This is a genomic window from Actinoplanes sp. NPDC049599 (genome assembly GCF_044465625.1).
In the GTDB taxonomy this organism is placed as follows: Bacteria; Actinomycetota; Actinomycetes; order Mycobacteriales; family Micromonosporaceae; genus Actinoplanes.
Map to the genome: position 1 here is coordinate 38,215 of NZ_JBITLX010000039.1, position 24,462 is coordinate 62,676.

29 protein-coding genes, 2 tRNA genes and 2 pseudogenes are annotated in these 24,462 nt (G+C 72.4%); 11 read left to right on the forward strand and 22 right to left on the reverse strand.

The window, feature by feature from the left end; all coding sequences use genetic code 11:
• The first annotated feature begins 75 nt into the window (after nucleotides 1-75).
• Complete coding sequence (gene rpmB / locus ACIBQZ_RS39520; RefSeq protein ID WP_023561910.1) at nucleotides 76-267, forward strand: 50S ribosomal protein L28; 192 nt, start codon at nucleotides 76-78, stop codon at nucleotides 265-267.
• 67 nt (nucleotides 268-334) lie between these two features.
• Here rpmB and ACIBQZ_RS39525 read toward each other — a convergent pair whose 3' ends face one another.
• On the reverse strand, nucleotides 335-799 hold the full coding sequence (locus ACIBQZ_RS39525; protein WP_396094074.1) for a GNAT family N-acetyltransferase: 465 nt from the start codon (nucleotides 797-799) through the stop codon (nucleotides 335-337).
• A gap of 15 nt (nucleotides 800-814) precedes the next feature.
• Nucleotides 815-1,753, reverse strand: coding sequence for a thiamine-phosphate kinase (locus ACIBQZ_RS39530; RefSeq protein WP_396094075.1), 939 nt, complete (start codon nucleotides 1,751-1,753; stop codon nucleotides 815-817).
• Between the two features lie 108 nt (nucleotides 1,754-1,861).
• Here ACIBQZ_RS39530 and ACIBQZ_RS39535 point away from each other — a divergent pair, with 108 nt between their 5' ends.
• Entirely contained in the window at nucleotides 1,862-2,095 is a 234-nt protein-coding gene (locus ACIBQZ_RS39535; protein WP_203774685.1) for an Lrp/AsnC ligand binding domain-containing protein, read from the forward strand.
• 1 nt (nucleotide 2,096) lies between these two features.
• Nucleotides 2,097-2,738, forward strand: a complete 642-nt coding sequence (locus ACIBQZ_RS39540) for a DUF3515 family protein (protein WP_396094076.1) — start codon at nucleotides 2,097-2,099, stop codon at nucleotides 2,736-2,738.
• Here the strand turns inward: ACIBQZ_RS39540 and ACIBQZ_RS39545 are convergent.
• A complete protein-coding gene (locus tag ACIBQZ_RS39545) occupies nucleotides 2,735-3,838 on the reverse strand; it encodes a D-alanine--D-alanine ligase family protein (protein WP_396094077.1) in 1,104 nt (367 codons plus the stop codon). The two genes, ACIBQZ_RS39540 and ACIBQZ_RS39545, sit on opposite strands and share 4 nt — an antisense overlap.
• A 113-nt stretch (nucleotides 3,839-3,951) precedes the next feature.
• On the opposite strand from ACIBQZ_RS39545, the gene ACIBQZ_RS39550 reads away from it, so the two are divergent.
• Nucleotides 3,952-4,461 (forward strand): hypothetical protein, encoded by a 510-nt coding sequence (locus ACIBQZ_RS39550; RefSeq protein ID WP_396094078.1) that lies wholly within the window; start codon nucleotides 3,952-3,954, stop codon nucleotides 4,459-4,461.
• On the opposite strand, the gene ACIBQZ_RS39555 is transcribed toward ACIBQZ_RS39550, so the two are convergent.
• From ACIBQZ_RS39555 to ACIBQZ_RS39585, 7 genes are all read right to left on the reverse strand, one after another.
• On the reverse strand, nucleotides 4,458-5,156 hold the full coding sequence (locus ACIBQZ_RS39555) for a twin-arginine translocation signal domain-containing protein (RefSeq protein ID WP_396094079.1): 699 nt from the start codon (nucleotides 5,154-5,156) through the stop codon (nucleotides 4,458-4,460). The genes ACIBQZ_RS39550 and ACIBQZ_RS39555 overlap by 4 nt on opposite strands.
• On the reverse strand, nucleotides 5,153-6,046 hold the full coding sequence (locus ACIBQZ_RS39560; protein ID WP_396094080.1) for an ATP-binding cassette domain-containing protein: 894 nt from the start codon (nucleotides 6,044-6,046) through the stop codon (nucleotides 5,153-5,155). Before ACIBQZ_RS39560 ends, ACIBQZ_RS39555 begins: the two co-directional genes overlap by 4 nt.
• Complete coding sequence (locus ACIBQZ_RS39565) at nucleotides 6,043-6,399, reverse strand: GntR family transcriptional regulator (protein WP_396094081.1); 357 nt, start codon at nucleotides 6,397-6,399, stop codon at nucleotides 6,043-6,045. Before ACIBQZ_RS39565 ends, ACIBQZ_RS39560 begins: the two co-directional genes overlap by 4 nt.
• A gap of 82 nt (nucleotides 6,400-6,481) precedes the next feature.
• Entirely contained in the window at nucleotides 6,482-6,841 is a 360-nt protein-coding gene (locus ACIBQZ_RS39570) for a hypothetical protein (RefSeq protein WP_396094082.1), read from the reverse strand.
• A gap of 4 nt (nucleotides 6,842-6,845) precedes the next feature.
• Nucleotides 6,846-7,949 carry a cystathionine gamma-lyase gene (locus ACIBQZ_RS39575; RefSeq protein WP_396094083.1) on the reverse strand — a complete coding sequence of 368 codons (1,104 nt, stop codon included), beginning with the start codon at nucleotides 7,947-7,949 and terminating at the stop codon, nucleotides 6,846-6,848.
• Complete coding sequence (locus tag ACIBQZ_RS39580) at nucleotides 7,946-8,941, reverse strand: NAD(P)H-dependent glycerol-3-phosphate dehydrogenase (RefSeq protein ID WP_396094085.1); 996 nt, start codon at nucleotides 8,939-8,941, stop codon at nucleotides 7,946-7,948. The genes ACIBQZ_RS39575 and ACIBQZ_RS39580 overlap by 4 nt, the downstream gene beginning before the upstream one ends.
• Nucleotides 8,942-8,960: 19 nt before the next feature.
• A complete protein-coding gene (locus tag ACIBQZ_RS39585; protein WP_396094086.1) occupies nucleotides 8,961-9,686 on the reverse strand; it encodes a lysophospholipid acyltransferase family protein in 726 nt (241 codons plus the stop codon).
• Between the two features lie 129 nt (nucleotides 9,687-9,815).
• Here ACIBQZ_RS39585 and cofC point away from each other — a divergent pair, with 129 nt between their 5' ends.
• Genes cofC through ACIBQZ_RS39605 form a run of 4 tightly spaced genes read left to right on the forward strand, consistent with a single transcriptional unit; the run spans nucleotide 9,816 to nucleotide 13,982 of the window.
• Nucleotides 9,816-10,487 carry a 2-phospho-L-lactate guanylyltransferase gene (cofC, locus tag ACIBQZ_RS39590; protein WP_396094087.1) on the forward strand — a complete coding sequence of 224 codons (672 nt, stop codon included), beginning with the start codon at nucleotides 9,816-9,818 and terminating at the stop codon, nucleotides 10,485-10,487.
• A gap of 10 nt (nucleotides 10,488-10,497) precedes the next feature.
• Nucleotides 10,498-10,695 (forward strand): cold-shock protein, encoded by a 198-nt coding sequence (locus ACIBQZ_RS39595; protein WP_396094088.1) that lies wholly within the window; start codon nucleotides 10,498-10,500, stop codon nucleotides 10,693-10,695.
• A gap of 45 nt (nucleotides 10,696-10,740) precedes the next feature.
• On the forward strand, nucleotides 10,741-13,095 hold the full coding sequence (locus ACIBQZ_RS39600) for an RNA degradosome polyphosphate kinase (RefSeq protein WP_396094089.1): 2,355 nt from the start codon (nucleotides 10,741-10,743) through the stop codon (nucleotides 13,093-13,095).
• Between the two features lie 2 nt (nucleotides 13,096-13,097).
• Complete coding sequence (locus tag ACIBQZ_RS39605; protein ID WP_396094090.1) at nucleotides 13,098-13,982, forward strand: NUDIX domain-containing protein; 885 nt, start codon at nucleotides 13,098-13,100, stop codon at nucleotides 13,980-13,982.
• On the opposite strand, the gene ACIBQZ_RS39610 is transcribed toward ACIBQZ_RS39605, so the two are convergent.
• The 4 genes from ACIBQZ_RS39610 to leuC form a co-directional block, all read right to left on the reverse strand.
• Complete coding sequence (locus tag ACIBQZ_RS39610) at nucleotides 13,939-14,388, reverse strand: hypothetical protein (RefSeq protein ID WP_396094092.1); 450 nt, start codon at nucleotides 14,386-14,388, stop codon at nucleotides 13,939-13,941. The two genes, ACIBQZ_RS39605 and ACIBQZ_RS39610, sit on opposite strands and share 44 nt — an antisense overlap.
• 122 nt (nucleotides 14,389-14,510) lie before the next feature.
• Nucleotides 14,511-15,410, reverse strand: a complete 900-nt coding sequence (locus ACIBQZ_RS39615) for an HU family DNA-binding protein (RefSeq protein WP_396094093.1) — start codon at nucleotides 15,408-15,410, stop codon at nucleotides 14,511-14,513.
• A 177-nt stretch (nucleotides 15,411-15,587) separates the two neighbouring features.
• Complete coding sequence (gene leuD, locus ACIBQZ_RS39620; protein WP_396094094.1) at nucleotides 15,588-16,175, reverse strand: 3-isopropylmalate dehydratase small subunit; 588 nt, start codon at nucleotides 16,173-16,175, stop codon at nucleotides 15,588-15,590.
• 15 nt (nucleotides 16,176-16,190) lie between these two features.
• Nucleotides 16,191-17,645, reverse strand: a complete 1,455-nt coding sequence (leuC, locus tag ACIBQZ_RS39625; protein ID WP_396094095.1) for a 3-isopropylmalate dehydratase large subunit — start codon at nucleotides 17,643-17,645, stop codon at nucleotides 16,191-16,193.
• Between the two features lie 49 nt (nucleotides 17,646-17,694).
• Between leuC and ACIBQZ_RS39630 the strand changes: the two genes are divergently transcribed.
• A complete protein-coding gene (locus tag ACIBQZ_RS39630; RefSeq protein ID WP_023561932.1) occupies nucleotides 17,695-18,381 on the forward strand; it encodes an IclR family transcriptional regulator in 687 nt (228 codons plus the stop codon).
• A 22-nt stretch (nucleotides 18,382-18,403) separates the two neighbouring features.
• Here ACIBQZ_RS39630 and ACIBQZ_RS39635 read toward each other — a convergent pair whose 3' ends face one another.
• The 4 genes from ACIBQZ_RS39635 to ACIBQZ_RS39650 form a co-directional block, all read right to left on the reverse strand.
• On the reverse strand, nucleotides 18,404-19,096 hold the full coding sequence (locus tag ACIBQZ_RS39635) for an N-acyl homoserine lactonase family protein (RefSeq protein WP_396094096.1): 693 nt from the start codon (nucleotides 19,094-19,096) through the stop codon (nucleotides 18,404-18,406).
• A 103-nt stretch (nucleotides 19,097-19,199) separates the two neighbouring features.
• A tRNA-Glu gene (locus tag ACIBQZ_RS39640) sits at nucleotides 19,200-19,272 on the reverse strand.
• Nucleotides 19,273-19,360: 88 nt separating this feature from the next.
• A tRNA-Gln gene (locus ACIBQZ_RS39645) sits at nucleotides 19,361-19,432 on the reverse strand.
• 93 nt (nucleotides 19,433-19,525) lie between these two features.
• A complete protein-coding gene (locus ACIBQZ_RS39650) occupies nucleotides 19,526-20,374 on the reverse strand; it encodes an SDR family oxidoreductase (RefSeq protein WP_396094097.1) in 849 nt (282 codons plus the stop codon).
• Between the two features lie 56 nt (nucleotides 20,375-20,430).
• On the opposite strand from ACIBQZ_RS39650, the gene ACIBQZ_RS39655 reads away from it, so the two are divergent.
• Entirely contained in the window at nucleotides 20,431-21,222 is a 792-nt protein-coding gene (locus ACIBQZ_RS39655) for a TetR/AcrR family transcriptional regulator (RefSeq protein ID WP_396094098.1), read from the forward strand.
• Here the strand turns inward: ACIBQZ_RS39655 and ACIBQZ_RS39660 are convergent.
• The 4 genes and pseudogenes from ACIBQZ_RS39660 to ACIBQZ_RS39675 form a co-directional block, all read right to left on the reverse strand.
• A complete protein-coding gene (locus ACIBQZ_RS39660) occupies nucleotides 21,177-21,980 on the reverse strand; it encodes a fumarylacetoacetate hydrolase family protein (RefSeq protein WP_396094099.1) in 804 nt (267 codons plus the stop codon). The genes ACIBQZ_RS39655 and ACIBQZ_RS39660 overlap by 46 nt on opposite strands.
• Nucleotides 21,981-22,022: 42 nt before the next feature.
• The gene (locus ACIBQZ_RS39665; RefSeq protein ID WP_396094100.1) at nucleotides 22,023-22,271 is read right to left on the reverse strand and encodes a helix-turn-helix transcriptional regulator; all 249 of its coding nucleotides are present in this window, start codon (nucleotides 22,269-22,271) and stop codon (nucleotides 22,023-22,025) included.
• A gap of 11 nt (nucleotides 22,272-22,282) precedes the next feature.
• Nucleotides 22,283-22,549: pseudogene (locus ACIBQZ_RS39670) on the reverse strand (ABC transporter permease); the annotation flags it as partial.
• A 2-nt stretch (nucleotides 22,550-22,551) separates the two neighbouring features.
• Nucleotides 22,552-22,983: pseudogene (locus ACIBQZ_RS39675) on the reverse strand (ATP-binding cassette domain-containing protein); the annotation flags it as partial.
• A 160-nt stretch (nucleotides 22,984-23,143) separates the two neighbouring features.
• Between ACIBQZ_RS39675 and ACIBQZ_RS39680 the strand changes: the two are divergent.
• Nucleotides 23,144-24,082 (forward strand): 3-methyladenine DNA glycosylase, encoded by a 939-nt coding sequence (locus ACIBQZ_RS39680; RefSeq protein ID WP_396094101.1) that lies wholly within the window; start codon nucleotides 23,144-23,146, stop codon nucleotides 24,080-24,082.
• Nucleotides 24,083-24,462 lie beyond the last annotated feature (380 nt).

Here is a 24,462-nt window from a genome sequence, read left to right on the forward strand (position 1 = left end):
GTAATCTGGCCAGGTTGCCCGGATGCCCGCTGTCCGGGGCACCCTCATTTGCTTTCAAAATCCCAGGAGTACCCCGTGGCTAGCGTGTGCGACGTCTGTGGCAAGGGACCGGGCTTCGGCCACAACGTGTCCCACTCGCACCGGCGGACCAACCGCCGCTGGAACCCGAACATCCAGTCGGTGCGCACCCCTGCCGGTGGTGGCAACACCAAGAAGCTCAAGGTCTGCACCTCGTGCATCAAGGCCGGCAAGGTCGTCCGCGCCTGACGGCAGAGCTCGGCGACAGCCCGCCCGGTCCGTTGACCCGGCGGGCTTTTCGCGTGCCCGGACGCCCTCAGAGCATCCGGGCGTAGGAGAGCACGCCTTCCTCACCCTTGTAGTGGCCGAAGTCCTCGATGCGCTCGTAGCCGCACTTGCGGTAGAGCGCGATCGCCTCCGGCTGCCGGTCGCCGGTCTCCAGGATCACCCGCTTGCAGCCCCGCTCCCGGGCCGACTCCTCGATCGCCGCGAGCACCTGTTGGGCCACCCCGCGCCCGCGCGCCGCCGGCACCGTGAACATCCGCTTGAGCTCCGCGTCCGGCCCGTGCGCCCGCCAGCCCGCGCAGCCCAGCAACTCGCCGTCGGCGGTGGCGTAGGCCACGTAGAACGCCCCGCTGGGCGGGGCGAAGTCCGCGGGCGCCACGGGGGTGTCGTCGCCGTTGCCGCCGTACCGCCGGGTGAGCTCGGCCATCGCCTCGGCGATGAGGCGCTGCACCGCCGGCTCGTCGAAGCGGGCCTCGCGAATCTTGATCTCAGCCACGCCGGACACCATAGATCAGCGGAAGTGGTCCCAGCCCGTCCCGCCCTGCCACGGGCGCCGGTCGACCGTGACCCCGGTGCCCTCGTGCACGCTGCCGACCGCACGCCAGCCCGCCGGCAGCGGCGCCCCGGCCGGGAAGGTGGCGGCCAGCGCGTGATCGTCGCCACCGGCCAGCAACCAGACGTACGGGTCCACTCCCAGCGCCGAAGCCGCGTCGCGCATCGGGCCGGGCACCTCGAAGGCGTCCCGTTCGATGTTGATGCCGACCACGCTGGCCGACGCGACGTGACCGAGGTCCTGGAGCAGTCCGTCCGAGACGTCGATCATCGCGGTCGCGCCCAGCTTCGCCGCGGCGGGACCCTCGGCATACTCCACCTCGGGCCGCCGGTACGCCTCGACCAGCAGCTTCGGCGTCCGGAAGCCCCGGGAGAGCACGGTGTAGCCGGCCGCGGCGTGCCCGGTGCGCCCGGCGAGCGCGACCACGTCGCCGGGCTGGGCGCCGCTGCGCAGCACCGGGTCGCGGCCCTGCAGGTCGCCCAGCGCGGTGACCGCGATGGTGAGCGTGGGGCTGGCCGACAGGTCGCCGCCGACCACGCCCGCGCCGACCAGCCGCGCCTCCGCGGAGAGCCCGCCGGCGAGTTCCTCGGCCCACTCGGGATCCAGGTCCGTGGGCACGCAGAGCGCGACCAGCAGCGCGGTGGGCACCGCGCCCATGGCGGCGATGTCGGCCAGGTTCGCGGCCGCCGCCCGGTGCCCGATGTCCGCGGCGCTCGACCAGTCCCGCCGGAAGTGCCGGCCCTCCACCAGGACATCCGTGCTCGCCACGACCCGGCGGTCCGGCGCCGCCACCACCGCTGCGTCGTCGCCCGGTCCGAGCAGGCCGGCGGCGCCGGTCTCGAGCCGCGCGACGATCCGGGCTATGAGCCCGAACTCCCCCGTCTCCGCGATGCTCACGTCCCACCGTTCCTCTCGAGTTGGCCTGCCCCGCAACCGCGCTGCCGGCCGGCTCCGTGCTGTAGTTTCACGTTCGGGTCGCCGGCGGCGGCGGATAGGAGTCTGATCGTGGTCCAGGCGTACATCCTCATCCAGACGGAGGTCGGAAAGGCCCGTGACGTGGCCGCAGCCATCGACAAAATCAATGGAGTGGTCCGCGTCGACGCGGTCACCGGGCCGTACGACGTCGTGGTACTGGGCGAGGCGCACAGCGTCGACGAGCTGGGCCGGATGATTGTGAGCAAAATCCAGTTCGTGCCGGGCATCACCCGGACCGTGACGTGCTCCGTGGTAAATCTCTGACATGGTCGACGTGCGGACCCGCCCCGAACCCCAGCCCCCCGCGCCGGACCGGACGACGCGCACCGCCGCCATCTGGGCGACGGTGGTCGCCGTACCGGTGGCGCTGGTGGTGGGTCTGCTGATCGTCAACCGGGTCGTCCCGGAGCCGCGCGACGCCGCACCCGTCCCGTCGGCCACCCAGCCGGCGGTCCTGCCGGCGGCGCCGGTGCCGATGGCGGCGCCGAAGCTGGCGGCCCGCCCGGCCGAGGTGTGCCTGGCGGTGACCTCTCAGCTGCCCGCCCAGGTGCGCGACCTGGCCGCCCGCAAGGTGAGCGCCGGCCCGGAGCAGAACGCCGCCTGGGGCGAGCCCGCCCTGACCGTGGCCTGCGGGGTGACCCAGCCGGAGACCTGCAAGACACTGGAGCAGAGCGGTTCGGGCTGCGTGCCGATGGACACCGAGTTGATGACCATGAACCGGGTCTGCTGGTACGCCGACGAGCAGCCGGCGGCGACCACCTTCACCACCATGGACCGAGAGGTCGCGGTGCGGGTCACCGTGCCCAAGCAGTACGCGCAGCCCGCCCAGTGGGCCAACGAGTTCTCCGACGTGGTGGTGAAGACCGACAAGTCCCGCACCACCGGGGTGCCTTCCGGCTGCGTCTAGTGCAGGCCCGTCCCGCGGTGTAGCGCGGTGCGGATCAGCCGGTCCACGACCTTCGGGTATTCCAGGCCGGTCGCCGCCCACATCAGCGGGAACATCGACGTCGGCGTGAAGCCGGGCATCGTGTTGATCTCGTTGAGGAAGATCTCGTTGTCGGCGGTCACGAAGAAGTCGACGCGGCCCAGGCCGGCGCAGTCCAGCGCGGTGAAGGTGCGGCAGGCGTACTCCCGGACCTGGCGGGCCACCTCGGGCGGCAGGTCCGCGGGGATCTGGTACGGCGTGCCGTCGCCCAGGTATTTGGCGTCGAAGTCGTAGAAGTCGCTGCCGTCGGTGGAGACCAGGATCTCGGCCAGCAGCGACGCCTCGGGCACCCCGCCGGCCTCGCCCTCGAGCACGCCGCACTCCACCTCGCGGCCCACGATGGCGGCCTCGACCAGCACCTTCGGGTCGATCTGCCGGGCCTTGGCGACGGCCGCGTCCAGCTCCGCCCAGTCGCTGACCTTGCTGATGCCGTGCGACGAGCCGGCCCGCGAGGGCTTGACGAAGACGGGCAGGCCCAGGCGCTGCTTGTCGGCCTCGGTCAGCGAGTGGCCGGCGCGCAGCACCGCGTACGGCCCGACCGGGATGCCCTCGGCGGCGGCCAGCTTCTTGGTGAACTCCTTGTCCATGCCGGCCGCGGAGGCGAAGACGTTGGCGCCCACGTACGGGATGCCGGCCATCTCGAGCATGCCCTGGATGGTGCCGTCCTCGCCGTACGCGCCGTGCAGGGCCGGGAACACGACGTCCACGTTCGCCAGCACCGCCACGCCGTCCGCGGGGTCCAGCACCATCAGGCCGGACGAGGTCGGGTCGGCGGGCAGCACCACGGCGTGGCCGGAGTCGGCGGTGATCTCCGGCAGAGTCTGGCCGGTGATGGCCAGCGCCGCGGGGTCGCCGGCGGCGAGCACCCAGGCGCCCTGCCGGGTGATGCCGACCGGCACCACCTCGTACAGATCGGGGTCGAGCGCACCGAGGATGCTGCCCGCGCTGACGCAGGAGATCGCGTGTTCGGAGCTGCGCCCGCCGAACACGATCGCCACACGGGTTTTGCGAGGGGTCGCCATGGAAAAGGCCTCTCGTTGCCGGACATCGCTAGGCTGCCTCGGCACCCTACTCTGCGTGCATCACATTCTGCCGACGGCGGGCGCTGGCATGGGGGAACAGGAACGGGGAGTCGATGAGACCAGCACTGCACGTGATCGAATGGCACGGTCCGGGGCGGTTGGCGACGATGGCGCACCCGCGCGGCGGCGCCTGGCTGGCCGACGAGATGGCCGGCCTGGCCGCGGCCGGCGTCGACGTCTTCGTCTCGGCGCTGACCTGGGAGGAGGACCGCCGGCTCGGGCTCACCGAGGTGGCGGCCGCCGCAGCCGCCGCAGGCATCGAGTTCCTGTCGTTCCCGATCGCGGACCGCGGCATCCCACGGGCCCGGGACATGGCCGACAGTGACGTCGTGGCCCTCGGCGTACGGCTGGCCGCGCACGTCCGGGCCGGCCGCTTCGTGGTCACGCAGTGCTTCGCCGGCATCGGCCGCTCGACGCTGCTGGCCTGCGCGACGCTGGTGATGCTCGGCGTCGGCCCGGAACGCGCGCTGGAGCTGGTGGCCGAGGCCCGGGGCCTGCCGGTGCCGGACACCGAGGCCCAGCGCGACTGGCTGTACGAGTTCGCGCTGAACCACGGCGGTTAGGCCGGCGCTCCCCGCCGGATGGCGACGTCCCGCAGCTCCAGGTGCACCAGCAGGCCCACGAGCGCGGTCACGGTCAGCGTGACCAGCACCGCCGCCGCGTACGGCACGAGCCGCGCGTCGAAGCCGCCGTGCTCGTCCACCCCGAGCAGGGCCTCGGCCGCCGCAACGGGGAGCACCGCGAGCGGGAGCAGCGCGAGCCCGCCCCAGGCGCCGTACCGGTAGAAGCCCGCGGTGCCGGCCGCGCCGGTCACCAGGAAGGCCAGCGAGGCCGGCAGGATGTGGCCGAGCTCCCGCAGTCCGGTGCCCAGCGAGGTGGCCGGATACCGCCCGGTGACCGGGCCGAAGCCGCCGAGCAGCAGCTGCTCGGCCTCGTGCCCGAGCGGCACCGCGACGGAGAACAGCACTGCCGCCAGCACCCCGGCCAGCGCCGCGCCGGCCAGGAAGTCGCGCCGGGTGATGCCGTTGGCGACGAACTGCCGCAGGTTCATGCTGACGACCAGCACCCCGACGACACCGACCCAGTACTTCGCGGCCGCGCCGGCGACCACCAGCCACAGGCTGACCGGCGGGTCGGTGACCGAGGCCAGCACGGTCATCGCGACGGCGATGCCGACGATCATCAGGCTCCAGAACCACAGCGCGACGGGCCGGTAGATGCGCAGCAGGTTGCCGGCCACGAGCAGACGCGGGCTCATCGCAGTGCCTCCGTTCGCCGGGCGCCGTCCGCGGCGCCCGAGGTGAGATGGACAAAGAGGTCCTGGACGCCGACCGGGGCGAGGGTGAGCCCGGCCGCCCGGGCCCGGCCCGCCTCGTCGTCGTCCAGGGCCCCGGAGAGGGTGGCCTGCCGCACGCCGCCCAGGCTCTGCTCGCTCAGCACGGTCCGGCCGGCGACGAACGCCGCCACGGCCGCGGCCGGCCCGGTCACGGCGACCCCGCGGGCCCGGAAGGCGTCGGTGTCCTCGTGCACCAGCAGCCGGCCCCGGTCGAGGACGATCACCTGCTCGAACAGGCCGGCAACCTCCTCGATGAGGTGGGTGGAGAGGATGATCGTGCGCGGGTGGGCGAGGTAGTCGGCCAGCAGCTCGCGGTAGAACGCGGCCCGGGCGCCCGCGTCCATGCCGAGGTAGACCTCGTCCAGGATGGTCAGCGGGGCGCGGGCGGCGAGCCCGAGCACGACGCCGAGGCTCGAACGCTGCCCCCGCGACAGCGCCGACACGCGCTTGCGGCGGTTCAGCTCGAAGACGTCGATCAGGTGGGCGGCGTACTCCGCGTCCCAGCTCGGGCGCAGCCGGCCGGCCAGGTCCAGGACCTTGTCGACCCGGTCCTGGTCGGTGACGTCGAGGCTGTCGCGGATGAACGCGGTCTTCCGCATCCGCGCCCGGTTCTCGAAGGGGTCGTCGCCGTTGACGGTGACCGTGCCGGCGGACGGGCGGCGGTAGGCCGCGAGCACGCTCAGCAGGCTGGTCTTGCCGGAGCCGTTGCGGCCCAGCAGCCCGTAGATCTTGCCGGGCGCCAGGTCGAGGGTGATGCCGTCGACGGCGACGGTGCCGCCGTAGCGCACGGTGAGGTCGCGCAGGGAGATCATCGCGGGCCCTCCTTCAGGTACGCGACGATCTCGTCGACCTCCACGCCGACCATCCGGGCCTCGGCGAGCATCGGGTCGACCACGTCGGCGAAGAACCGTTCGCGGCGCTGGTTGCGCAGCCGGGCGCGGGCGTCCGGGCTGACGAACATGCCGATGCCGCGCTTCTTGTAGAGCACGCCCTCGTCGACCAGCTGGGCGAAGCCCTTGGCCGCCGTGGCGGGGTTGATCCGGTAGAACGCCGCGTACTGGTTGGTGGACATGACCTGTTCGTCCTCCTTGAGCGTCCCGCTCACAACCTCGTCCTTGATCCCGTTGGCGATCTGCAGGTAGATGGGACTGCGGTCGTCGAACACGACAGCCTCCCTAGTTCTGTGGTTCATTACTCATGCAACGAACCATAGAGCCAGAGCGGCCGGCGCGCAATGTCGGGTTCCGTCAGGCCGCGGTGAAGGTCTGCGGCAGCGCCCCGGCGTCCCAGAGCTCGTCCAGGTGCGCCAGGAAGCCGACCAGGCTGCGCTCCAGCTCGCGGCGCTCAGCCGCGGACAGGACGGCCAGCGGGTCGGAGAAGACCAGACCCTCCGGGTGCCTGGCCCGGGTGCCGACGAACCGGCGGCAGGCGCTGCACCAGACGTAACTGACCAGGGTCGGGCGCCGGGCGTTCTCGGGGGCGTTCACGTACGCCCGCACGCGGCACTCGCCGCAGGCCGGGCACTCCCGCTCCCCCGGCCGGGCGAACAGGCTCTCGCCCTGCGCCAGCGCCGCGACCTGGTCCCCGCTGAAGCTGCTCCAGGTCATCGGCTCAGCCGGCGTCGAGCGCGGCCGTGAGGTCGGCGACCAGGTCCGCCGCGTCCTCGATGCCGCAGGAGAGCCGGACGAAGCCGGGCGCCGTGTCGTCGCCCCACTGCGCGCGCCGGTCGGCGGTGGTGTGCAGGCCGCCGAAGGACGTGGCCGCGAAGACCAGGCGGGAGGCCTGCAGGAAGCGGGCCACCCGCTCGGCGCTGCCGAGATCGAACGAGATGATGCCGGGGATGCGGCGCATCTGCGCCCGGGCGATCCGGTACGACGGATCGCCCGCCAGCCCCGGGAAGCGCACCGCGTGCACGTCGTCGCGGCCGGCGAGCAGCTCGGCCAGCACCACCGCGTTCTCGCTCTGCCGGGCCAGCCGCAGGTCCAGGGTCGCCAGCGAGCGGTGGGCCAGCCAGGCGTCGAACGCCCCCGGCACCGCGCCGGTCTGCGCCCGCCAGACGGTGACCTTGGCCAGCAGCTCCGCGTCGTTGCTCGCCAGGTAGCCCAGCAGCACGTCGGAGTGCCCGGTCAGCGCCTTGGTGCCGGAGGCCACCACCAGGTCGGCGCCCAGCTCCAGTGGCCGCTGGCCGAGCGGGGTCGGCGTGGTGTTGTCCACCGCCACCAGCGCCCCGGCGGCATGCGCGGCGGCCGCGACGGCACGGATGTCGCAGACGTCCAGCCCCGGATTCGCCGGCGTCTCCAGCAGCACCAGCCGCACGCCCTCGAACGACGGGTACGGCCCCGCGGTCGGCACCAGCACCGTCTTGACCCCGAGGTCGCGCAGCGTGCCCTCGGCGAACGCGCGCACGGTGAAGTAGCCGTCCGACGGCAGCGCCACCGTGTCGCCGGTGCGCAGGGTGGCGAACAGCAGCGCGGTGATGGCCGCCTGCCCGCTCGCGAAGGCCAGCACCGACCCGCCCTCGAGCTCGCCGATCGCCCCCTCCAGCGCGCGCCGGGTGGGGTTGTCCGGGCGCCCGTACCCGTTGACCCCGGGCCCGTCGACCGGGTCCAGGTGGTACGGCGCGGCGAACACCGGCCCGGGCAGGAACGGCTGTCCCGGCACCGGCTCGGGCAGCCCGGCGTGCACCACCCGGGTCCCGTCTCCCTGATCCGTCATTCCGGCTTCATCTCCCGGCCCATCAGCAGCTTCACCGCGACCCGCGGGTCCACGCCCTCGTGGCACACCCGCTCCACCTGCTCGGTGATCGGCATCTCGACGTGGTGCGCCCGGGCCAGGTCGCGGATGGCCAGGCAGCTCTTGACCCCCTCGGCGGTCTGCCGGGCGGCGCGCTGCGCCTCCTCCAGCGACTCGCCGCGGCCCAGGTGCTCGCCGAAGGTCCGGTTCCGCGACAGCGGCGACGAGCACGTCGCCACCAGGTCGCCCAGCCCGGCCAGGCCGGCGAAGGTCATCGGGTCGGCGCCCAGCGCCACCCCGAGCCGGGCCGTCTCGGCCAGCCCGCGGGTGATCAGCGAGGCCTTGGTGTTGTCGCCCATGCCCATCGCGTTGGCCATCCCGTACGCGAGCGCGATCACGTTCTTGACCGCCCCGCCCAGCTCGCACCCGATCACGTCGTCACTGGTGTACGGCCGCAGATAGGGCAGCGCGATGGCCTGCTGGACGAGCTGCGCGCGGCTCGGGTCGGTGCCCGCCACCACGGTCGCGGCGGGCTGCTCGGCGGCGATCTCGGGCGCCAGGTTGGGCCCGGAGACCACCACCACCCGGTCCGGCTCGACCCCGGCGGTCTCCACGATGACCTGGCTCATCCGCTTGGTCGTGCCGAGCTCGATGCCCTTCATCAGCGAGACCAGCGTCGAGTCGGCCGGCAGGTGGCCGGCCCAGTCGGCGAGGTTGCCGCGCAACGTCTGCGACGGCACCGCCAGGAAGACCAGGCCGGCGCCGTCCAGGGCGGCGGCGAGGTCGCTGGTGGCGGTGACCCGCTCGGGCAGCTTGACGCCGGGCAGCGCCGTCTCGTTGACGCCGTCGGCCCGGATGGCCGCCGCCACGGACTCGCGGCGCGCCCACATGGTCACGTCCGCGCCCGCCTCGGCGAGGATCTTCGCGAACGCCGTTCCCCAGGCGCCCGCGCCCAGCACTGCCGCTCGCCTCATGCGCCCTCACTTGTCTCGGTCATGCTGCTGGTTCCGTTCCGGGGCCGCGGCGCGACACCTGGTAGAGCGGAGGCGCCGGCTCGTCCCGCAACTCGGCGAGCAGGTCCCGGGTGGCCAGCTGGATCGCCTCGGTCATCTCCTCCAGCACCGCGCGGCTGGGCGCGGTGCCCTGCCAGCGGGACAGGTCCACCGGCGGGCCGGCCGCGACCTGCACCGGCACCCGGCGGCCCAGCGAGATCCTGCCGGTCCGCACGTCGTGCACCCGCTGCGCGCCCCAGGTCGCCATCGGCACCACCGGGGCGCCGGTGACCAGCGCCAGCCGGGCCGCGCCGGTCTTGCCCCGCATCGGCCACAGCTCCGGCTCGCGGGTGGTCGTGCCCTCGGGGTAGATCACCACTACGCCGCCCTGGTGCAGGGCTTCGATGAGCGAGTCGAGGGATTTCACTGCCTCCACACTGCCGCGTTCCACCGGGATCTGCTGGGTCTTGCGGAGCATGAAGCCGACGAACGGCACCCGCCAGATGCTGGCCTTGGCCAGGAAGCGCGGCCACCGGCCGGACTCGTAGATGAAGTGGGCCACCAGCAGCGGGTCGAACTGGGACATGTGGTTGGGCGTGACGATGAAGCCGCCGGCGGGCGGCAGGTTCGCCATGCCGGTCCAGGTGCGCCTGGTCCAGATACTCATCGCCGGCAGCACCAGCCAGACCGCGAGCCGTCGCCAGAATCCGAGCTTGCGCCCCGCCACGGTGCCTCCCTGCTCCCCGCGGCGGGCCCCCGCGCCGCCGTCCCCCACACCTCGGACGAAATCATGCCTGCTCGTCCTCGCCGTAGCCAGGCCGGGGCCCACCCTGCCCGCGGTGGCAGGATTGGCGTCGTGTCAGGTGCGGACTGGACGGCGGTCATTCCCGTGAAGAGCCTCGGCGCGGCCAAGAGCCGGCTGCGGGGCGCCGTCGCCGACGCCCGGCACGAGGATCTGGCCCTGGCGATGGTCCGGGACACGGTCGCCGCGGTCCGCGCCTGCGCGGCGGTCGGCACCGTGCTGGTCGTCACGGACGACCCGGCCGCGGCCGCCGCGGTGAAAGCCCTGGGCGCCCGGGCGGTGCCGGACCGGCCCGCCGCCGGCCTGAACGCGGCCATGCGCTTCGGCGCCGACGTGGTCGTGGGCCTCGCCCACCGCCGGGCCGTGCTCACCGGCGACCTGCCCGCGCTGCGCCCGGCCGAGCTCGGGGAGGCGCTGGCGGCCGCGGGCGCCGGCCGCAGTTTTGTGGCCGACGCCGCGGGCACCGGCACCGTGCTGCTGACCGCCGAGGCGGGCACCGCGCTGGACCCCCGCTTCGGGGCAGGCTCGGCCGGGGCGCACGCCGCCTCGCTGGCCCGCCCGCTCGCCGGGGCGTGGCCGGGTCTGCGCCAGGACGTGGACACCGCCGCCGACCTGCGCACGGTGCTGGCCCTGGGCGCCGGTGAGCACACTTGCGGGCTGCTGCGTGATCTCGGACTCATCGCGGAGTGCGGCGTCTCCGGTATGCCGGGCGGCCCGGCCCGGTAACCTGCGGGACATGCAGGGCACCGTGGCGACGTTCGACGCGCAGACCCGTAACGGCACGCTGCTCCTCGACGACGGCAGTGAGCTGCCCTTCCCGGCCGCGGCTTTCGACGCCTCCGGGCTGCGGCTGCTGCGGCTCGGGCAGCGGGTGTCGATCTCGGCCGGACCGGACGGCGCGGTCACCAAGGTCGAACTTCCTGGAATCAGGTGAGCTTCGTTCATTTCCCGTTCACCCGGAACGGGCAATGATGGAGCGATGACCACCCCGCCCCGGACACCCGACCCGACCGCGCCCCTCGCGGCTCGCCGCCGCGGCCCCAACGGGCGGTTCCTCCCCCTGGGGGAGCAGACCGGCCCAGCGGGGACGGTCGCCCCGGAGAGCCCGCACGAGCGCACCGCAAGCCCAGCCGCGCCGACCGCCATCGAGCCGACGGAGCCCGCCGTGACCACCATCGCCATCCCCGCCGCCGACGCCTACGTCCCGGCCCCGGCCCCGGCCGACACCACGGACGACCTCGACGCGGCCGCTGCCGAGGAGCTGCCGGAGCTGCCCGACGACCGCTTCCTCAACCGGGAGCTGTCCTGGCTCGACTTCAACGCCCGGGTCCTGGCGCTGGCCGAGGATCCCGGCACCCAGCTGCTGGAACGCGCGAAGTTCCTGGCCATCTTCGCCGGCAACCTGGACGAGTTCTACATGGTCCGGGTGGCCGGGCTCAAGCGCCGGCTCAAGGCCGGCCTGCCGATGCGCGGCGGCGACCGCTCGTCACTGCGCCACCAGCTCGAGATGATCACCGAACGGGCCGCCGACCTGGTCACCCGGCACGCCGCCTGCTTCGGCGAGGAGGTCCGGCCGAAGCTGTCCGCCGAGGGCATCGAGCTGGTCAGCTGGAGCGAGCTGGACGCGCCGGAACGCGAGCGGCTGCGCACGTACTTCCGCGAGCAGGTGTTCCCGGTGCTGACGCCGCTGGCGGTCGACCCGGCGCACCCGTTCCCGTACATCTCCAGCCGGTCGCTGAACCTGGCCGTCGCGCTGCGCGACCCGAACGGCAGCAACGCCGAGCTGTTCGCCCGGATCAAGGTGCCGAACAACGTGCCCCGCTTCGTCACGGTGCAGAACGACAGCCGCGGCGCCCGCTTCCTGCCCGTCGAGGAGCTCATCGCGGCCCACCTGGACCAGCTCTTCTCCGGCATGCAGATCCTGGAGTGGCACCTGTTCCGGGTCACCCGCAACGCCGAGCTGGAGGTCGACGAGGACCGCGACGAGGACCTGCTGCAGGCCCTGGAGCGCGAGCTGGCCCAGCGCCGCTTCGGCCCGCCGGTGCGGCTGGAGGTGGCCGCCTCGATCAGCGACCACGTGCTCGACCTGCTCAGCCGCGAGCTGGAGATGGACAGCCAGGACGTGCTCCGGGTGCCGGGCCTGCTCGACCTCTCCGGCCTGTGGCAGGTGTACGGCGAGTGCGACCGCGACGACCTCAAGGACCGCCCTTTTGTCCCGGCGACCCACCCGCAGCTGGCCGACGGCGAGGTGCCGCGCAGCGTCTTCAACCGGCTGCGTGAGTGCGACATCCTGGTGCACCACCCGTACCACTCGTTCTCCACCAGCGTGCAGCGCTTCATCGAGCAGGCCGCCGCCGACCCGAACGTGCTGGCCATCAAGCAGACGCTCTACCGCACCAGCGGGGACTCACCGATAGTCGACGCGCTGGTGGACGCCGCAGCCGCCGGCAAGCAGGTGGTCGTGCTGGTCGAGGTGAAGGCCCGGTTCGACGAGGTGGCCAACATCGCCTGGGCGCGCACCCTGGAGCGGGCCGGCTGCCACGTGGTCTACGGCCTGGTCGGTCTCAAGACCCACTGCAAGACCTCGCTGGTGGTCCGCCAGGAGGGCAACCAGATCCGCCGCTACTGCCACATCGGCACCGGCAACTACCACCCGAAGACGGCCCGGCTCTACGAGGACTTCGGCATGCTCACCGCCGACCCCGAGGTCGGCGCGGACGTCACCGACCTGTTCAACGTGCTCACCGGTTACAGCCGGCAGACCGCGTTCCGGCGGCTGCTGGTGGCGCCGCACGGGGTCCGGGCCGGGCTGATCGAGCGGATCGAGGAGCAGTCCGCGATCGCCCGCGCGGGCGGCGAGGCGCTGGTCCAGTTCAAGGTGAACTCGCTGGTGGACGAGGAGACCTGCGACGCGCTCTACCGGGCCTCGCAGGCCGGCGTCCGGATCGACCTGATCATCCGCGGCATGTGCGCCCTGCGGCCCGGGGTGCCGGGGCTGTCGGACAACATCCGGGTCCGCTCGATCGTCGGCCGGTTCCTGGAGCACTCCCGGGTGTTCCGGTTCGGCGCCGGCGACGACGCCGAGTACTGGATCGGCTCGGCCGACCTCATGCACCGCAACCTGGACCGCCGGGTGGAGGCGCTGGTCCGGGTGACCCTGCCGTCCGCGCAGGACGATCTGCGCAACGTGCTGGAGCTGTCGATGAGCGACGGCAGCGAGGGCTGGGACCTGGCCGGCGACGGCACCTGGCACCGGCGCACCTTCACGCCCTCGGAGAGCCACGTCCACCTGCAGGAGGCGCTGCTGCGCCGGGTCATCGGCAAGGCCGGCTGACCTTGCCGACAGCACCGGTCCGGGCAGCCGGCGCCGTCCTCTGGCGATCCGCCGGGGACGGCATCGAGGTCTGCGTCGTGCACCGGCCGTACCTGGCGGACTGGAGCCTGCCGAAGGGCAAGCTCGACGCCGACGAGCACCCGCTGGCGGGCGCGGTGCGCGAGGTGCTGGAGGAGACGGGTGTCCGGGGTGAGCCGCAGCTGCGATTGCCCGAGGTGGCGTACACGCTGCCGGACGGCGTGCCGAAGGCGGTCGAGTTCTGGCTGATGCGGGCCGCCGACGGCCCGGCCGCCGACCCGATCGACCCGACCGAGGTGGACACCGTGAGCTGGCTGTCGCCGGCCGACGCGCTGGCCCGGCTGAGCTACCCGGATGACCGGCGGCTGGTCGAGCACGTCGCCGCGCTGCCGCCGGTCACCGCGCTGACCGCGCTGGTCCGGCACGCGCACGCGGGCAAGCGCGGCGAGTTCGACGGGCCCGACGCCCTGCGGCCGCTGGACCCGCTCGGCCGCGCCCAGGCGGAGCTGCTCGGCCCGCCGCTGGCGCTGCTCGGTCCGCAACGGCTGTTCGCGGCCACCCCACTGCGCTGCAGGCAGACGCTCGAGCCGCTGTCCGCGCGGCTGGGCCTGCCGATTGTGACGGACAGGGCGTTCGCCGAGCCCGCGGAGCCGGCCGACGTGCCGGCCCGGGCGAAGCTGGCCGCGGACCGGCTCGGCGAGCTGCGCGACGGCCCCCGGGCGGCGGTGTGCAGCCAGGGCAAGGTGATCCCGTCGATCCTGATGGAGCTGGCCGGCGCCGGCTCGGCGGAGCCGTACAAGACGCCGAAGGGCACGGGCTGGATCCTCACGTGGTCCGGCGACCGGCTGCTGGCGCTGAGCCGGATCTAGCCGCACCCGCACCGCCGGCGCGCGCCGGCAGCGGATCCGCCCGCCAGTAGCCGATCAGGCCGCCGGTGAGCCAGCGGGCCCGCCACAGCTCGTCGGCGCGCGGCTCCCAGTCCCGCAACGGCAGCAACGCCACCCGCCAGGCCAGCACGGCGGCGACGTACCAGCCGTAGAGCGGCAGCACCCCGAGCACCACGTCGCGGTGCCGGTAGGAGCCGTGCGGGCCGAGCACGAACACCGCCAGGCCACACCAGCCACAGGTGATGAGCCAGTCCAGCAGCCCCTGGCCGGTCCAGTGCTCGGCCAGGTCGCCGAGGGTCCAGCCGGGCATGACGGCGCCGGCGAAGACGGCCGCGGCGATCAGCGAACGGCTGACGAGGCCACGGGGGCCGGCGGGTCTGCGCTCCATGCTGCGGACCGTAAGCCGCAGAGCCGCTGTGCCGCCGGAACACGCGAAGGGCGTCCACCGTACGGGTGGACGCCCTTCACGATCTCAGCGTGGCGCTGAGCGGGCCGTTACGGCCCGCTGGCTCACCGGGTCTTACGAGCCGTGCTGGTGCGCGCGGTCGTGGCCCGGCTGGCCGGAGTGGCCGTGACGGCTGCCGTCGTCTTCTTGGCGGCGGTCGTCTTCTTGGCGGCCGTCGACTTGGTGGCGGCCGCCTTGGCGGGCGCCGTCTTCGTCGCGGCCTTCTTGGCCGGCGTGGCCTTGGCCGTGGTGGCCGACTTCGTGGCCGTCGCCGACTTGGTGGCGGTGGTCTTGGCCGGCGCCGACTTGGTGGCGGCCGACTTGGTGGCCGTCTTGCGGGCCGGCGTGGCCTTCGCGGTGGTGGTCGACTTGGTGGCGGTCGACTTGGCCGGTGCTGCCTTGGTGGCGGCCGACTTGGTGGCCGTCGCCTTCGTGGCGGCGGCCTTGGTGGCGGTGGCCTTGCTGGCCGTCGCCTTGCTGGCCGTGGCCTTGCTGGCCGCGGTGGTCTTGGCCGGGGCCGCCTTGGTGGCGGTCTTGGCCGGTGCTGCCTTGGTGGCGGTGGTCTTCTTGGCCACCGCCGTCTTGGTGGCCGCCGCCGTCTTGGTGGCGGTGGCCTTGGCCGGGGTGGCCTTGGCCGTGGTCGACTTCGCCGCCGACGTGGTCTTCTTCGCGGCGGTGGCCTTGGCCACCTTGCCGCTCGCGACCATCTCCCGGAATCCGGTTCCGGGCTTGAATGCGGGGACGGACGTCTTCTTCACCTTCACCGGTTCACCGGTGCGCGGATTGCGCGCGGTACGGGCATTGCGCGCCCGCTTCTCGAAGACTCCGAAACCGGTAATGGCAACGCGATCGCCCTTGGTAACGGCGTTCTGCACCTCGCTGATCACCGCATCCAGCGCTGCTGTCGCCGTCTTCCGGTCCCCCAGTCGGGCGGCGAGCGCCTCGACGAGCTCTGCCTTGTTCACTGGTTTCCTCCCGAACGTGAGAACTGGCCCAATGCGAGCCATTCTGCGCGCACCGTATGCCCTCTGACCAGCAGACACAAACATCTACCCGAAAAAAAACCCTTGTGTCGCAACGATTTCGCCCCCACCGGCAACCCGATGGGGGCGAAAAAGGCGTCCAGGGCAAGGAAATCAGGGTCAGACGACCACCGGCTTGAAGCCGGGGCGACCCTTCTCGTACGTGGTAATCATCTCCTCGTGGCGCAGCGTCAGTCCGATGTCGTCGAGGCCCTCCAGGAGCCGCCAGCGACTGAAATCGTCGATGGGGAAGCTCCAGACGGCGTCGTCGGCACGCACCTGGCGCTCGGCGAGGTCCACGGTGATCTGCTTGTCGGGCTCGCTGTCGGCCAGGTCCCAGAGCGCCTCGACGGCCTTCTGGTCCAGCTGCACCGGCAGCAGACCCTCCTTGAGGGCGTTGCCGCGGAAGATGTCACCGAAGCGGGCCGCGATGACGACCTTGAAACCCCAGTCCCGCAGCGCCCAGACCGCGTGCTGGCGGGACGAGCCGGTGCCGAAGTTGGGCCCGGCCACCAGGATCGTCGCGCCCGCGTGCGCGGGGTTGTTGAGCACGAACGCCGGGTCGTCGCGCCAAGCGCTGAACAGCCCGTCCTCGAAGCCGGTCCGGGTGACCCGCTTCAGATAGACCGCCGGGATGATCTGGTCGGTGTCCACATCGGAACGGCGCAGCGGCATCACCGTGCCGGCGTGGGTGGTGAACTTGTCCATGGGTGCTGCTCCTGCTCAGAGGTCGGCCGGGGCGGCCAGCTTGCCGGCCACGGCGGTGGCGGCGGCGACCTGCGGCGAGACCAGGTGGGTACGCCCACCGCGGCCCTGCCGGCCCTCGAAGTTGCGGTTGGAGGTGGAGGCGGCGCGCTGGCCGGGGCTGAGCGTGTCCGGGTTCATGCCCAGGCACATCGAGCAGCCGGCGAACCGCCACTCGGCGCCCGCGTCGGTGAAGACCTTGTCCAGCCCCTCGGCCTCGGCGGCGGCGCGGACCTGGAACGAGCCGGGGACGATCATCATCCGGACGCCCTCGTGCACCCGGTGGCCGCGCAGCACGTCCGCGGCGGCCCGCAGGTCCTCCAGGCGCCCGTTGGTGCAGGAGCCGACGAAGACCACGTCCACGGCGACGTCCTTGAGCGGGGTGCCGGCCGTGAGGTCCATGTACTCCAGCGCGCGCCGGGCGGCGTTGCGGTCCGACTCCTCGATGAACTCCTCGGGATCCGGCACCACACCGTCGAGCGGGGCACCCTGGCCCGGGTTGGTGCCCCAGGTGACGAACGGGCTGATCGTGGAGGCGTCGATGTGGATCTCGGTGTCGTACTCGGCGCCGTCGTCGCTGGGCAGGGTCTTCCAGTACGCCACCGCGGCGTCCCACTCGGCGCCCTTGGGCGCGTGCTCGCGGCCCTCCAGGTACGCGAACGTGGTCTCGTCCGGCGCGATCATGCCGGCCTTGGCGCCCCACTCGATGCTCATGTTGCAGATGGTCATCCGGCCCTCCATGGAGAGCTTGCGGATGGCGTCACCCCGGTACTCCACGATGTGGCCGTTGCCGCCGCCGGTGCCGGTCTGCGTGATCAGCGCCAGGATCAGGTCCTTGGCGGAGACGCCGGGGCGCAGCTCGCCGCTGACCACCACGGCCATCGTCTTCGGCTTGGCCTGCGGCAGCGTCTGGGTGGCCAGCACGTGCTCGACCTCGCTGGTGCCGATGCCGAACGCCAGCGCGCCGAACGCGCCGTGGGTCGCGGTGTGCGAGTCACCGCAGACGATCGTGGTGCCCGGCTGGGTGAGGCCGAGCTGCGGGCCGATCACGTGCACGATGCCCTGGTCCTCGTTGCCGAGCGAGCGGATCTGCACACCGAACTCGGCGCAGTTCTTGCGCAGGGTCTCGATCTGGGTGCGCGAGACGGTGTCGAGGATCGTCATGAGGTCGCCGCGCCGGGTGTTGAACGCCGGGTCGGCGTAACCGGTCGGGGTGTTGTGGTCCTCGGTCGCCAGCGTGAGGTCGGTGCGGCGGACCTTGCGGCCGGCCAGGCGCAGCCCGTCGAAGGCCTGCGGGCTGGTCACCTCGTGCAGCAGGTGCAGGTCGATGTAGAGCAGATCGGGCTCACCGTCGGCGGACCGCACCACATGGTCGTCCCAGACCTTCTCGGCCAGGGTCCTGGGTTTCCCCTGATCGGGAGTGACTCCCACCATCTGGACATCCTAAATTCTGGGAGGTATGTTTCGGCTTGTGGGACACAGTATGAGCGGTGTCGGCGTTCTCGACAAGGCGGTGGTCATCCTCGCGGCCTGCGTCGACGGCGCCAGCCTTGCCGAATTAGTCGACCGGACCAAGCTTCCCCGGGCGACCGCGCACCGGCTGGCCCAGGCCCTGGAGATCCACCGGATGCTGGTCCGGGACACCCAGGGCCGCTGGCGGCCGGGGCCGCGGCTGGGCGAGCTGGCGAACGCGGCGCCCGACGTGCTGCTGACCGCGGCCGAGCCGCTGCTCTCCGCGCTGCGCGACGCGACCGGGGAGAGCGCCCAACTCTACCTGCGCCGGGCGGACGAGCGGATCTGCGTCGCCGCCGCGGAACGCGCGAGCGGGCTGCGGGACACCGTGCCGGTCGGCTCGGTGCTGCCGATGGTGGCCGGTTCCGCGGCCCAGATCCTGCTGGCCTGGGAGCCGCCGGAGGCGGTGATGCCGCTGCTGCCCCGGTGCAAGTTCACCGGGCGCACGCTGGCCGAGGTGCGCCGGCGCGGCTGGGCGCAGAGCGTCGCGGAACGCGAGCCCGGGGTGGCCAGCGTCTCCGCGCCGATCCGGGACCGGACGGGCCGGGTCATCGCGTCGATCTCGATAAGCGGTCCGATCGAACGACTCGGCCGCCGCCCCGGCGAACGGCACGCGATGGCGGTCGTCCGCGCGGGCCAACGCCTCAGCGGCCTGTAACCCGCCGGGCGGCCGGTGGCCGCTACGGGGTCCAGACCGCGTTGTCGTGGGCGAAGACCACGCGGGCCGGGTCGAAGCTCAGCAGCCGCTCCATCCAGGCCGGCGGGAACGGCAGCGGGTCCGCCGCGCCGTCGGTCGCGGCCCGGCGGGCGAGCACGTCCGCCGTGAAGCCGACGGCGTGGTCGTGGCTCTGCCCCGCGACGATCACCGTGCCGTCGCCGCGGCGGACCACCAAGGACTGATGGCCGGCCGTGTGCCCGGGGGTGGGCACGATCACCACGCCCGGCAGGATCTCGGCCTCGCCGTCCAGCTCGACGTAGACCGCGCCCGGGGAGTCGATGAGCCACGGCAGCGTGTGGTCCTCGACCGTGCGCGCGATGTCGAGCTCCAGCCGCTGGGTGTAGATCGGCCGGCCCGGCAGCTCCGGGTTGCCGCCGCTGTGATCGAAGTGCAGGTGGCAGTTGACCACGTGCCGGATGTCGTCGGGCCGGGCGCCGACCGCCTTCAGCGCCGCCGGCAGCGGCACCCGGTGCGGGCGGTAGTGCGCGTCCACGTCCGGGTCCGCACCCATCCCGGTGTCGACGAGCAGCAGGCCCTCGGGGTGCTCAACGAGGTAACCGAGGCAGGGCTCGACGCGGGGTGAGCCGGTGCCGGTCTCCGCGGCCGGCCGGATGAAGTAGCCGAAGTCGATGCGTCGCACGTTGAGGTCCGTCACAGCGGCCAGTCTGCCGCTTCCGGCCCGGCCCGGCCGTCCCCCGGGCTAAGCTCTGAGCAAACAAAAGCGGCCCGTGTCTGCCGACACGAGCCGCTCGTTGCTGTAGCCCCGAAGGGATTCGAACCCTCGCTACCGCCTTGAGAGGGCGGCGTCCTAGGCCGCTAGACGACGGGGCCAGGAACTTCATTTCCTCCGCTGCCAGCTTCGGCAACGGTGCGAAATCTTACCAGATCCAGCACCTCGGCTCCGATGGAGTCGAGAGCGCTGGGGTACCAGGACTCGAACCTAGACTAACTGGACCAGAACCAGTCGGGCTGCCAATTACCCCATACCCCATTGGTACGGCGTCCCGTACCGATTGGAAACTCTACCCGAGCCCATGGTGGCAACCAAATCGGGTTACCGCCCAGCGTTTCCGTGACCCCGCGATCACCGAAACATGCCGGCGTGCGCGCGGGCCCACGCGGCGAACGTGGTGGCGGGCCGGCCGGTGAGCTCGGCCACGGTCGGCACCGCCGCCTGCGGGTGCTCGGCGAGCTCGCGCATGCCGTCGGCGTACCAGGCTGCGTACTCGCCCATGGCCTCGCTCAGTTGTGCCACGAACTCGTCGTGCGGCAGGTCGACGTAGGTCAGCCGGCGGCCCAGCGCCTGCCCGATCTGCTCGACCCGGGTGCGGCGGGTCAGCGACTCGGGGCCGGTCAGCTCGTACGACCTGGCCTCGTGGCCGTCCTCCAGCAGGCAGTGGGCGGCCACGGCCGCGATGTCCTCGATCGCGATGGGGGCGTTGGCAGCGTCGCCGTAGCCGTCGCGCACCACGTCACCGGCGGCGATCTGGGCGGACCAGATGCCGGCGTTGGCCATGAACTCGCCCGGCTCCAGGTGCACGAACGGCACCCCGCACGCCTCGACGCCGTCCTCGATCACCTGCCAGTGCTCGCCCTTGGCGCCGGCCAGGTCGACGATCCGGCGTACCCCCGCGGCCGCGGCCAGCCGGCACACCTCCGCGTTGGTCTCCCCTTCCGACCGCCCCACCACCGCCCCTGACCGGACTGAAGACTCCAAGAACGGCGCGAGGTACATCCGGTCGACGCCCGCCAGGGCGGCCGGCAGGGTGCCGGGCCGGCCGAGGTAGCCGCGGACGGCCTCGACCTGCGGCGGCAGCGCGGCCCGCACGGGATCGACGGTCAGCGCCCGGACGTCGGTGGCGCCCCGGGCGAGCAGCTCGTCCACGACCAGCCGGCCCACGCCGCCGGTGGCGCCGGTCACCAGGATCTTCATGATCGCTGCTCCGTTCTCGTATGGGCTACGGAAACTCTTCTCGTAGGGTATACGAGATGACCGAGTTCAGTGGGGCCACCGATCCCGACCGGATCCTGCCGTTGCTCTGGCGGCACAAGAACGCGCGCCGGGCGGCCACCGGGCGGCCCCCACGGCTGAACGTGGACGCGGTGGTGGCGGCCGGCATCACCCTGGCCGACGCCGAGGGGCTGGAGGCGGCCTCGATGGCCAAGGTCGCGGCTCGGCTCGGCGTCGCGACGATGACGCTCTACACGTACGTGCCGTCCCGGGCCGAGCTGGTCGAGCTGATGGTCGACGAGGTGCTCGGCAGCCGCCGGCTGCCCGGGCCGGACGACGAGCGCCCGGCGCACTGGCGCGACCAGATCCAGCTGTACGCCGACTGCACGATCGCGATGTACCGGGAGCACCCGTGGCTGTGCCAGGTCTCCCGGGTCCGTCCCCCGCTGGGCCCCGGCACGCTGCGCGAGAGCGAGTACGTGCTGTCCACGCTCGGCGGCCTGCCGGTGGCGAGCCGCAACACGGCGGCCGTGACGATCACCATGTTCGTGACCGGCGCGGCCCGGCAGGAGGGCGAGAACGCCCAGCTCCGCCGGGCCGGCGGCCAGTCGAACGACGACTGGTGGAGCCGCCGGGGCCAGCTCTGGGAGGACTGGTTCGACGTCGGCCAGCACCCGGCGATGACCGAGCTGTGGCACGCCGGCGGCTTCGACCGCGGGCCGGACCGGCAGGCCGCGGACGCGTTCGGCTACGGCCTGCGGCTGCTGCTCGACGGGATCGAGCGTCAGTCCAGCGAGACCACCGGGTTGCGCAGCTCGCCGATGCCCTGAACGCTCACCGACACGGTCTCGCCGGAGACGATCCGGCTGACCCCGGCCGGCGTGCCGGTCAGGATGATGTCGCCGGGCAGCAGCGTCATCACGTGCGAGATGTACGACACCAGGGTCGGCACGTCGAAGACCATGTCCTTGGTGCGGCCGAGCTGGCGCACCTCCATCTCGTCCGGGCTGCGGCCCACCTCGCAGCGCACCTCGAGGTCGCTGACGTCCAGGTCGGTCTCGATCCACGGCCCGATCGGGCAGAACGAGTCGAAGCCCTTGGCGCGGGTCCACTGCGGGTCGCTGCGCTGCAGGTCGCGGGCGGTCACGTCGTTGCCGACCGTGTAGCCGAAGATGGCCCGCTGGGCGCCGGCCCGGTCCACCCGGCGGGCGCCGGTGGCGCCGATCACCACGGCCAGCTCGGCCTCGTGCTCGACCTGCTGGGACTGCGGCGGGATGCGGATCGCGTCGTTCGGGCCGATCACCGAGGTGGACGGCTTGATGAAGATCAGCGGCTCCTTGGGCACCTCGTTGCCGTGCTCGGCCGCGTGGTCGGCGTAGTTGCGGCCGACCCCGATCACCTTGCTGGAGAAGATCGGCGCGAGCAGCCGCACGTCGGCCAGGGCCCAGCGCTGCCCGGTGAAGCGCACCTGCTCGAAGGGAAGGCTGCCGATCTCGGCGACGGTCAGGCCCCTGGTGCCGGCCCCCGACTCACCCTCCACGACGCCGAAGGACACGCCACCGGCATGAACAAAACGAGCGAAACGCACGGATAACCCCATCCATTGAGCTAGCAAGACGCAGGATCGAGGCTACGCGCTGCGCGGCACCGACTCCGCGCCCAGCCGGGGGAACGGGCTCAGCGAGAAGACCACCTCGACCGGCACCTCGAAGTAGTCGCAGATCCGCAGCGCCAGGTGCAGGGACGGGCTGAACTCGCCGCGTTCCAGGTAACCCACGGTCTGGTAGTGCACGCCGAGCGCGTCGGCGAGCTGGCGGCGCGAGATGCCGCGCTCGGCACGCAGCATCGCGATCCGGTTGTAGGTGACCTCGCTGCTCATCGGCCGGCCCGTCACCCGACCCGCTGCATGGCCCGGGACCGGCGCCGGGCCACCGCGGAACCGGACTCGCGGCGGGCCATCCGGCGCAGCACGAACGGGGCCAGCAGCAGGCCCAGCACCGCCCGGAGCAGCAGCACGCCGAAGGTCGCCGGATGCTGCCAGGAACCGTGCAGCTCGACGGCGGCCAGCGCGTCGGGAAGGAACACGGAACGCATGCCCAACCCTAGCCAGTAGACGGGGAAGACCTGCGCGACCCCGTGCAGCCACCCCGGCATGCCGGGATCGTGGTGTCGTCCACATCGGTGAGCCGGTGCACCAGGTCGTGGAACTCGCGCCGGGCCGCCGGATCGAAGCCGACCGTGGGCTCGTCGAGGAAGCGCACCTCGGGCCGGCCGACGATGCCGATCGCCACGTCCAGCCGGCGGCGCTGGCCACCGGAGAGCCGGTTGATCCGGATGCCCGCCTGCGCGCCCAGGCCGACGAGGTCGATCAGCTCGCCGGCCGACCGCATCCGGAAGCCCTCGAGGATCTCGATGGTGGTGGTCTTGCCCGCGCCGTTCGGGCCGAGCAGGGCCAGCACCTCACCGCGCCGGGCGGTGAAGGTCACCCCGTGCAGGACATCCGTGGTGCCGTAACGCATCCGCAGGTCACGGACGTCGAGCACGGGCTGCTCCGGCGCCGCCCCCGATTCCGCCACCAACACCCCCGTCAATGTCTCCATGTCAAGCACGTTGTCAAATTTGTAGCAGATGTACTACATAAAATGGCATGCCAACTATCCACGGGCCCGCCGGCGGTCCCCGTTCGGGCAATCCTCGGCCCACCCGGCGCCACGGCTCGATAGGAGTGGACTTGCTGGATACGCTGGTGCGATGCGGATCAGCGAAACCCACGCGCTGACCACTGTGCTGCCCTCGGTCGGCTGGATCCCGCTGGCCCGCGCGCACGCCGAGCGCGCGGACGAGATGACGGCCGGGCACCGGGCCCGCAAGGCGGTCGGCGAGAAGCACGCCATAGAGGATTTTCTGTACGACTACTACGGCACCCGTCCGGCCCAGCTCCGCCGCTGGCACCCGGGCGTGGGCACCGGCCTGGCCGCGACGCCGACCGGCCTGGCCGAGCACGCGGCGTGGAAGTGGTACAAGGCGCATCCGGACGGCGTGGTCACGCTCGACATCGAGGCCTACATGCACGCCCGCGGCGAGAGCGTGCGCTACATCCACGGCCTGCTGACCGCCACCGCGTCCCGGCCCGCCTTCTCCGGCTGCTTCGGCCTGCACGAGTGGGCGATGGTCTACCGCCAGCCCGAGCACCGGCACACCCTGCCGCTGCGCCTGGGCCAGGCCGAGACCGACAAGGTGGTGGAGCAGCACCCGATCCGCTGCACCCACTTCGACGCGTTCCGGTTCTTCACCCCGGAGGCGGTCGGGCTCAACCGGCTGCAGCCGACCCGGGCCACCCAGGTCGACCTGGACCAGCCGGGCTGCCTGCACGCGGCGATGGACTGCCACAAGTGGGCCAGCAAGCTCGGGCCCGCGGTGCCGGGTGCGCTCGCCCTGGACTGCTTCGCCCTGGCCGGCGACATCCGGCTGCTGGACATGCAGGCCAGCCCCTACGACCTGTCCTCGTACGGCCAGGAGCCGGTGAAGATCGAGACCGCCGAGGGCAAGGCGGAGTACGTGACCCGGCAGCGCGAGTTCGCCCGGCGCGCGAGCGCGCTGCGGGCCCGGCTGATCCGGGTCTGCGACGAGCTGCTGGGCCCGGCGCTGGCGGCGGAGAACCGCGAGGCCGTCGCGCCGCACAACGTGTGAGCGTGTTGACGGGCGCCCGGCGCAGCTCCTGATCGGCGTGATCACCCTGCACCGTGGCGTCATCCCTGCTGCGGCGTCTCACGTCCGGTGGGTAGATGCTGTCGGGTTTCGGGTCGCTCGGGACCTGCGCTCTGCAAGATCGCGACGGGTGGGTGTTGTGGCGTTCCGGTCACTCGGCTTTCGCCGTTCAGTGCTGTCGCGGCCTCAGCGGCAGCCTTCCTGCAGATCTTGATGAGCTAAAACGATCCAGCGAGTCTTTTGCGTGGTTGGTGTATCGGGCGATGTCAATAGCCCGCCGGAGTGACGTGGGCCGCGCGCCGACCGCCACCGACGCGCAAGATTTCGTTCTTGTTGATGTGGTGTGAGCTCCGAACCTTAAG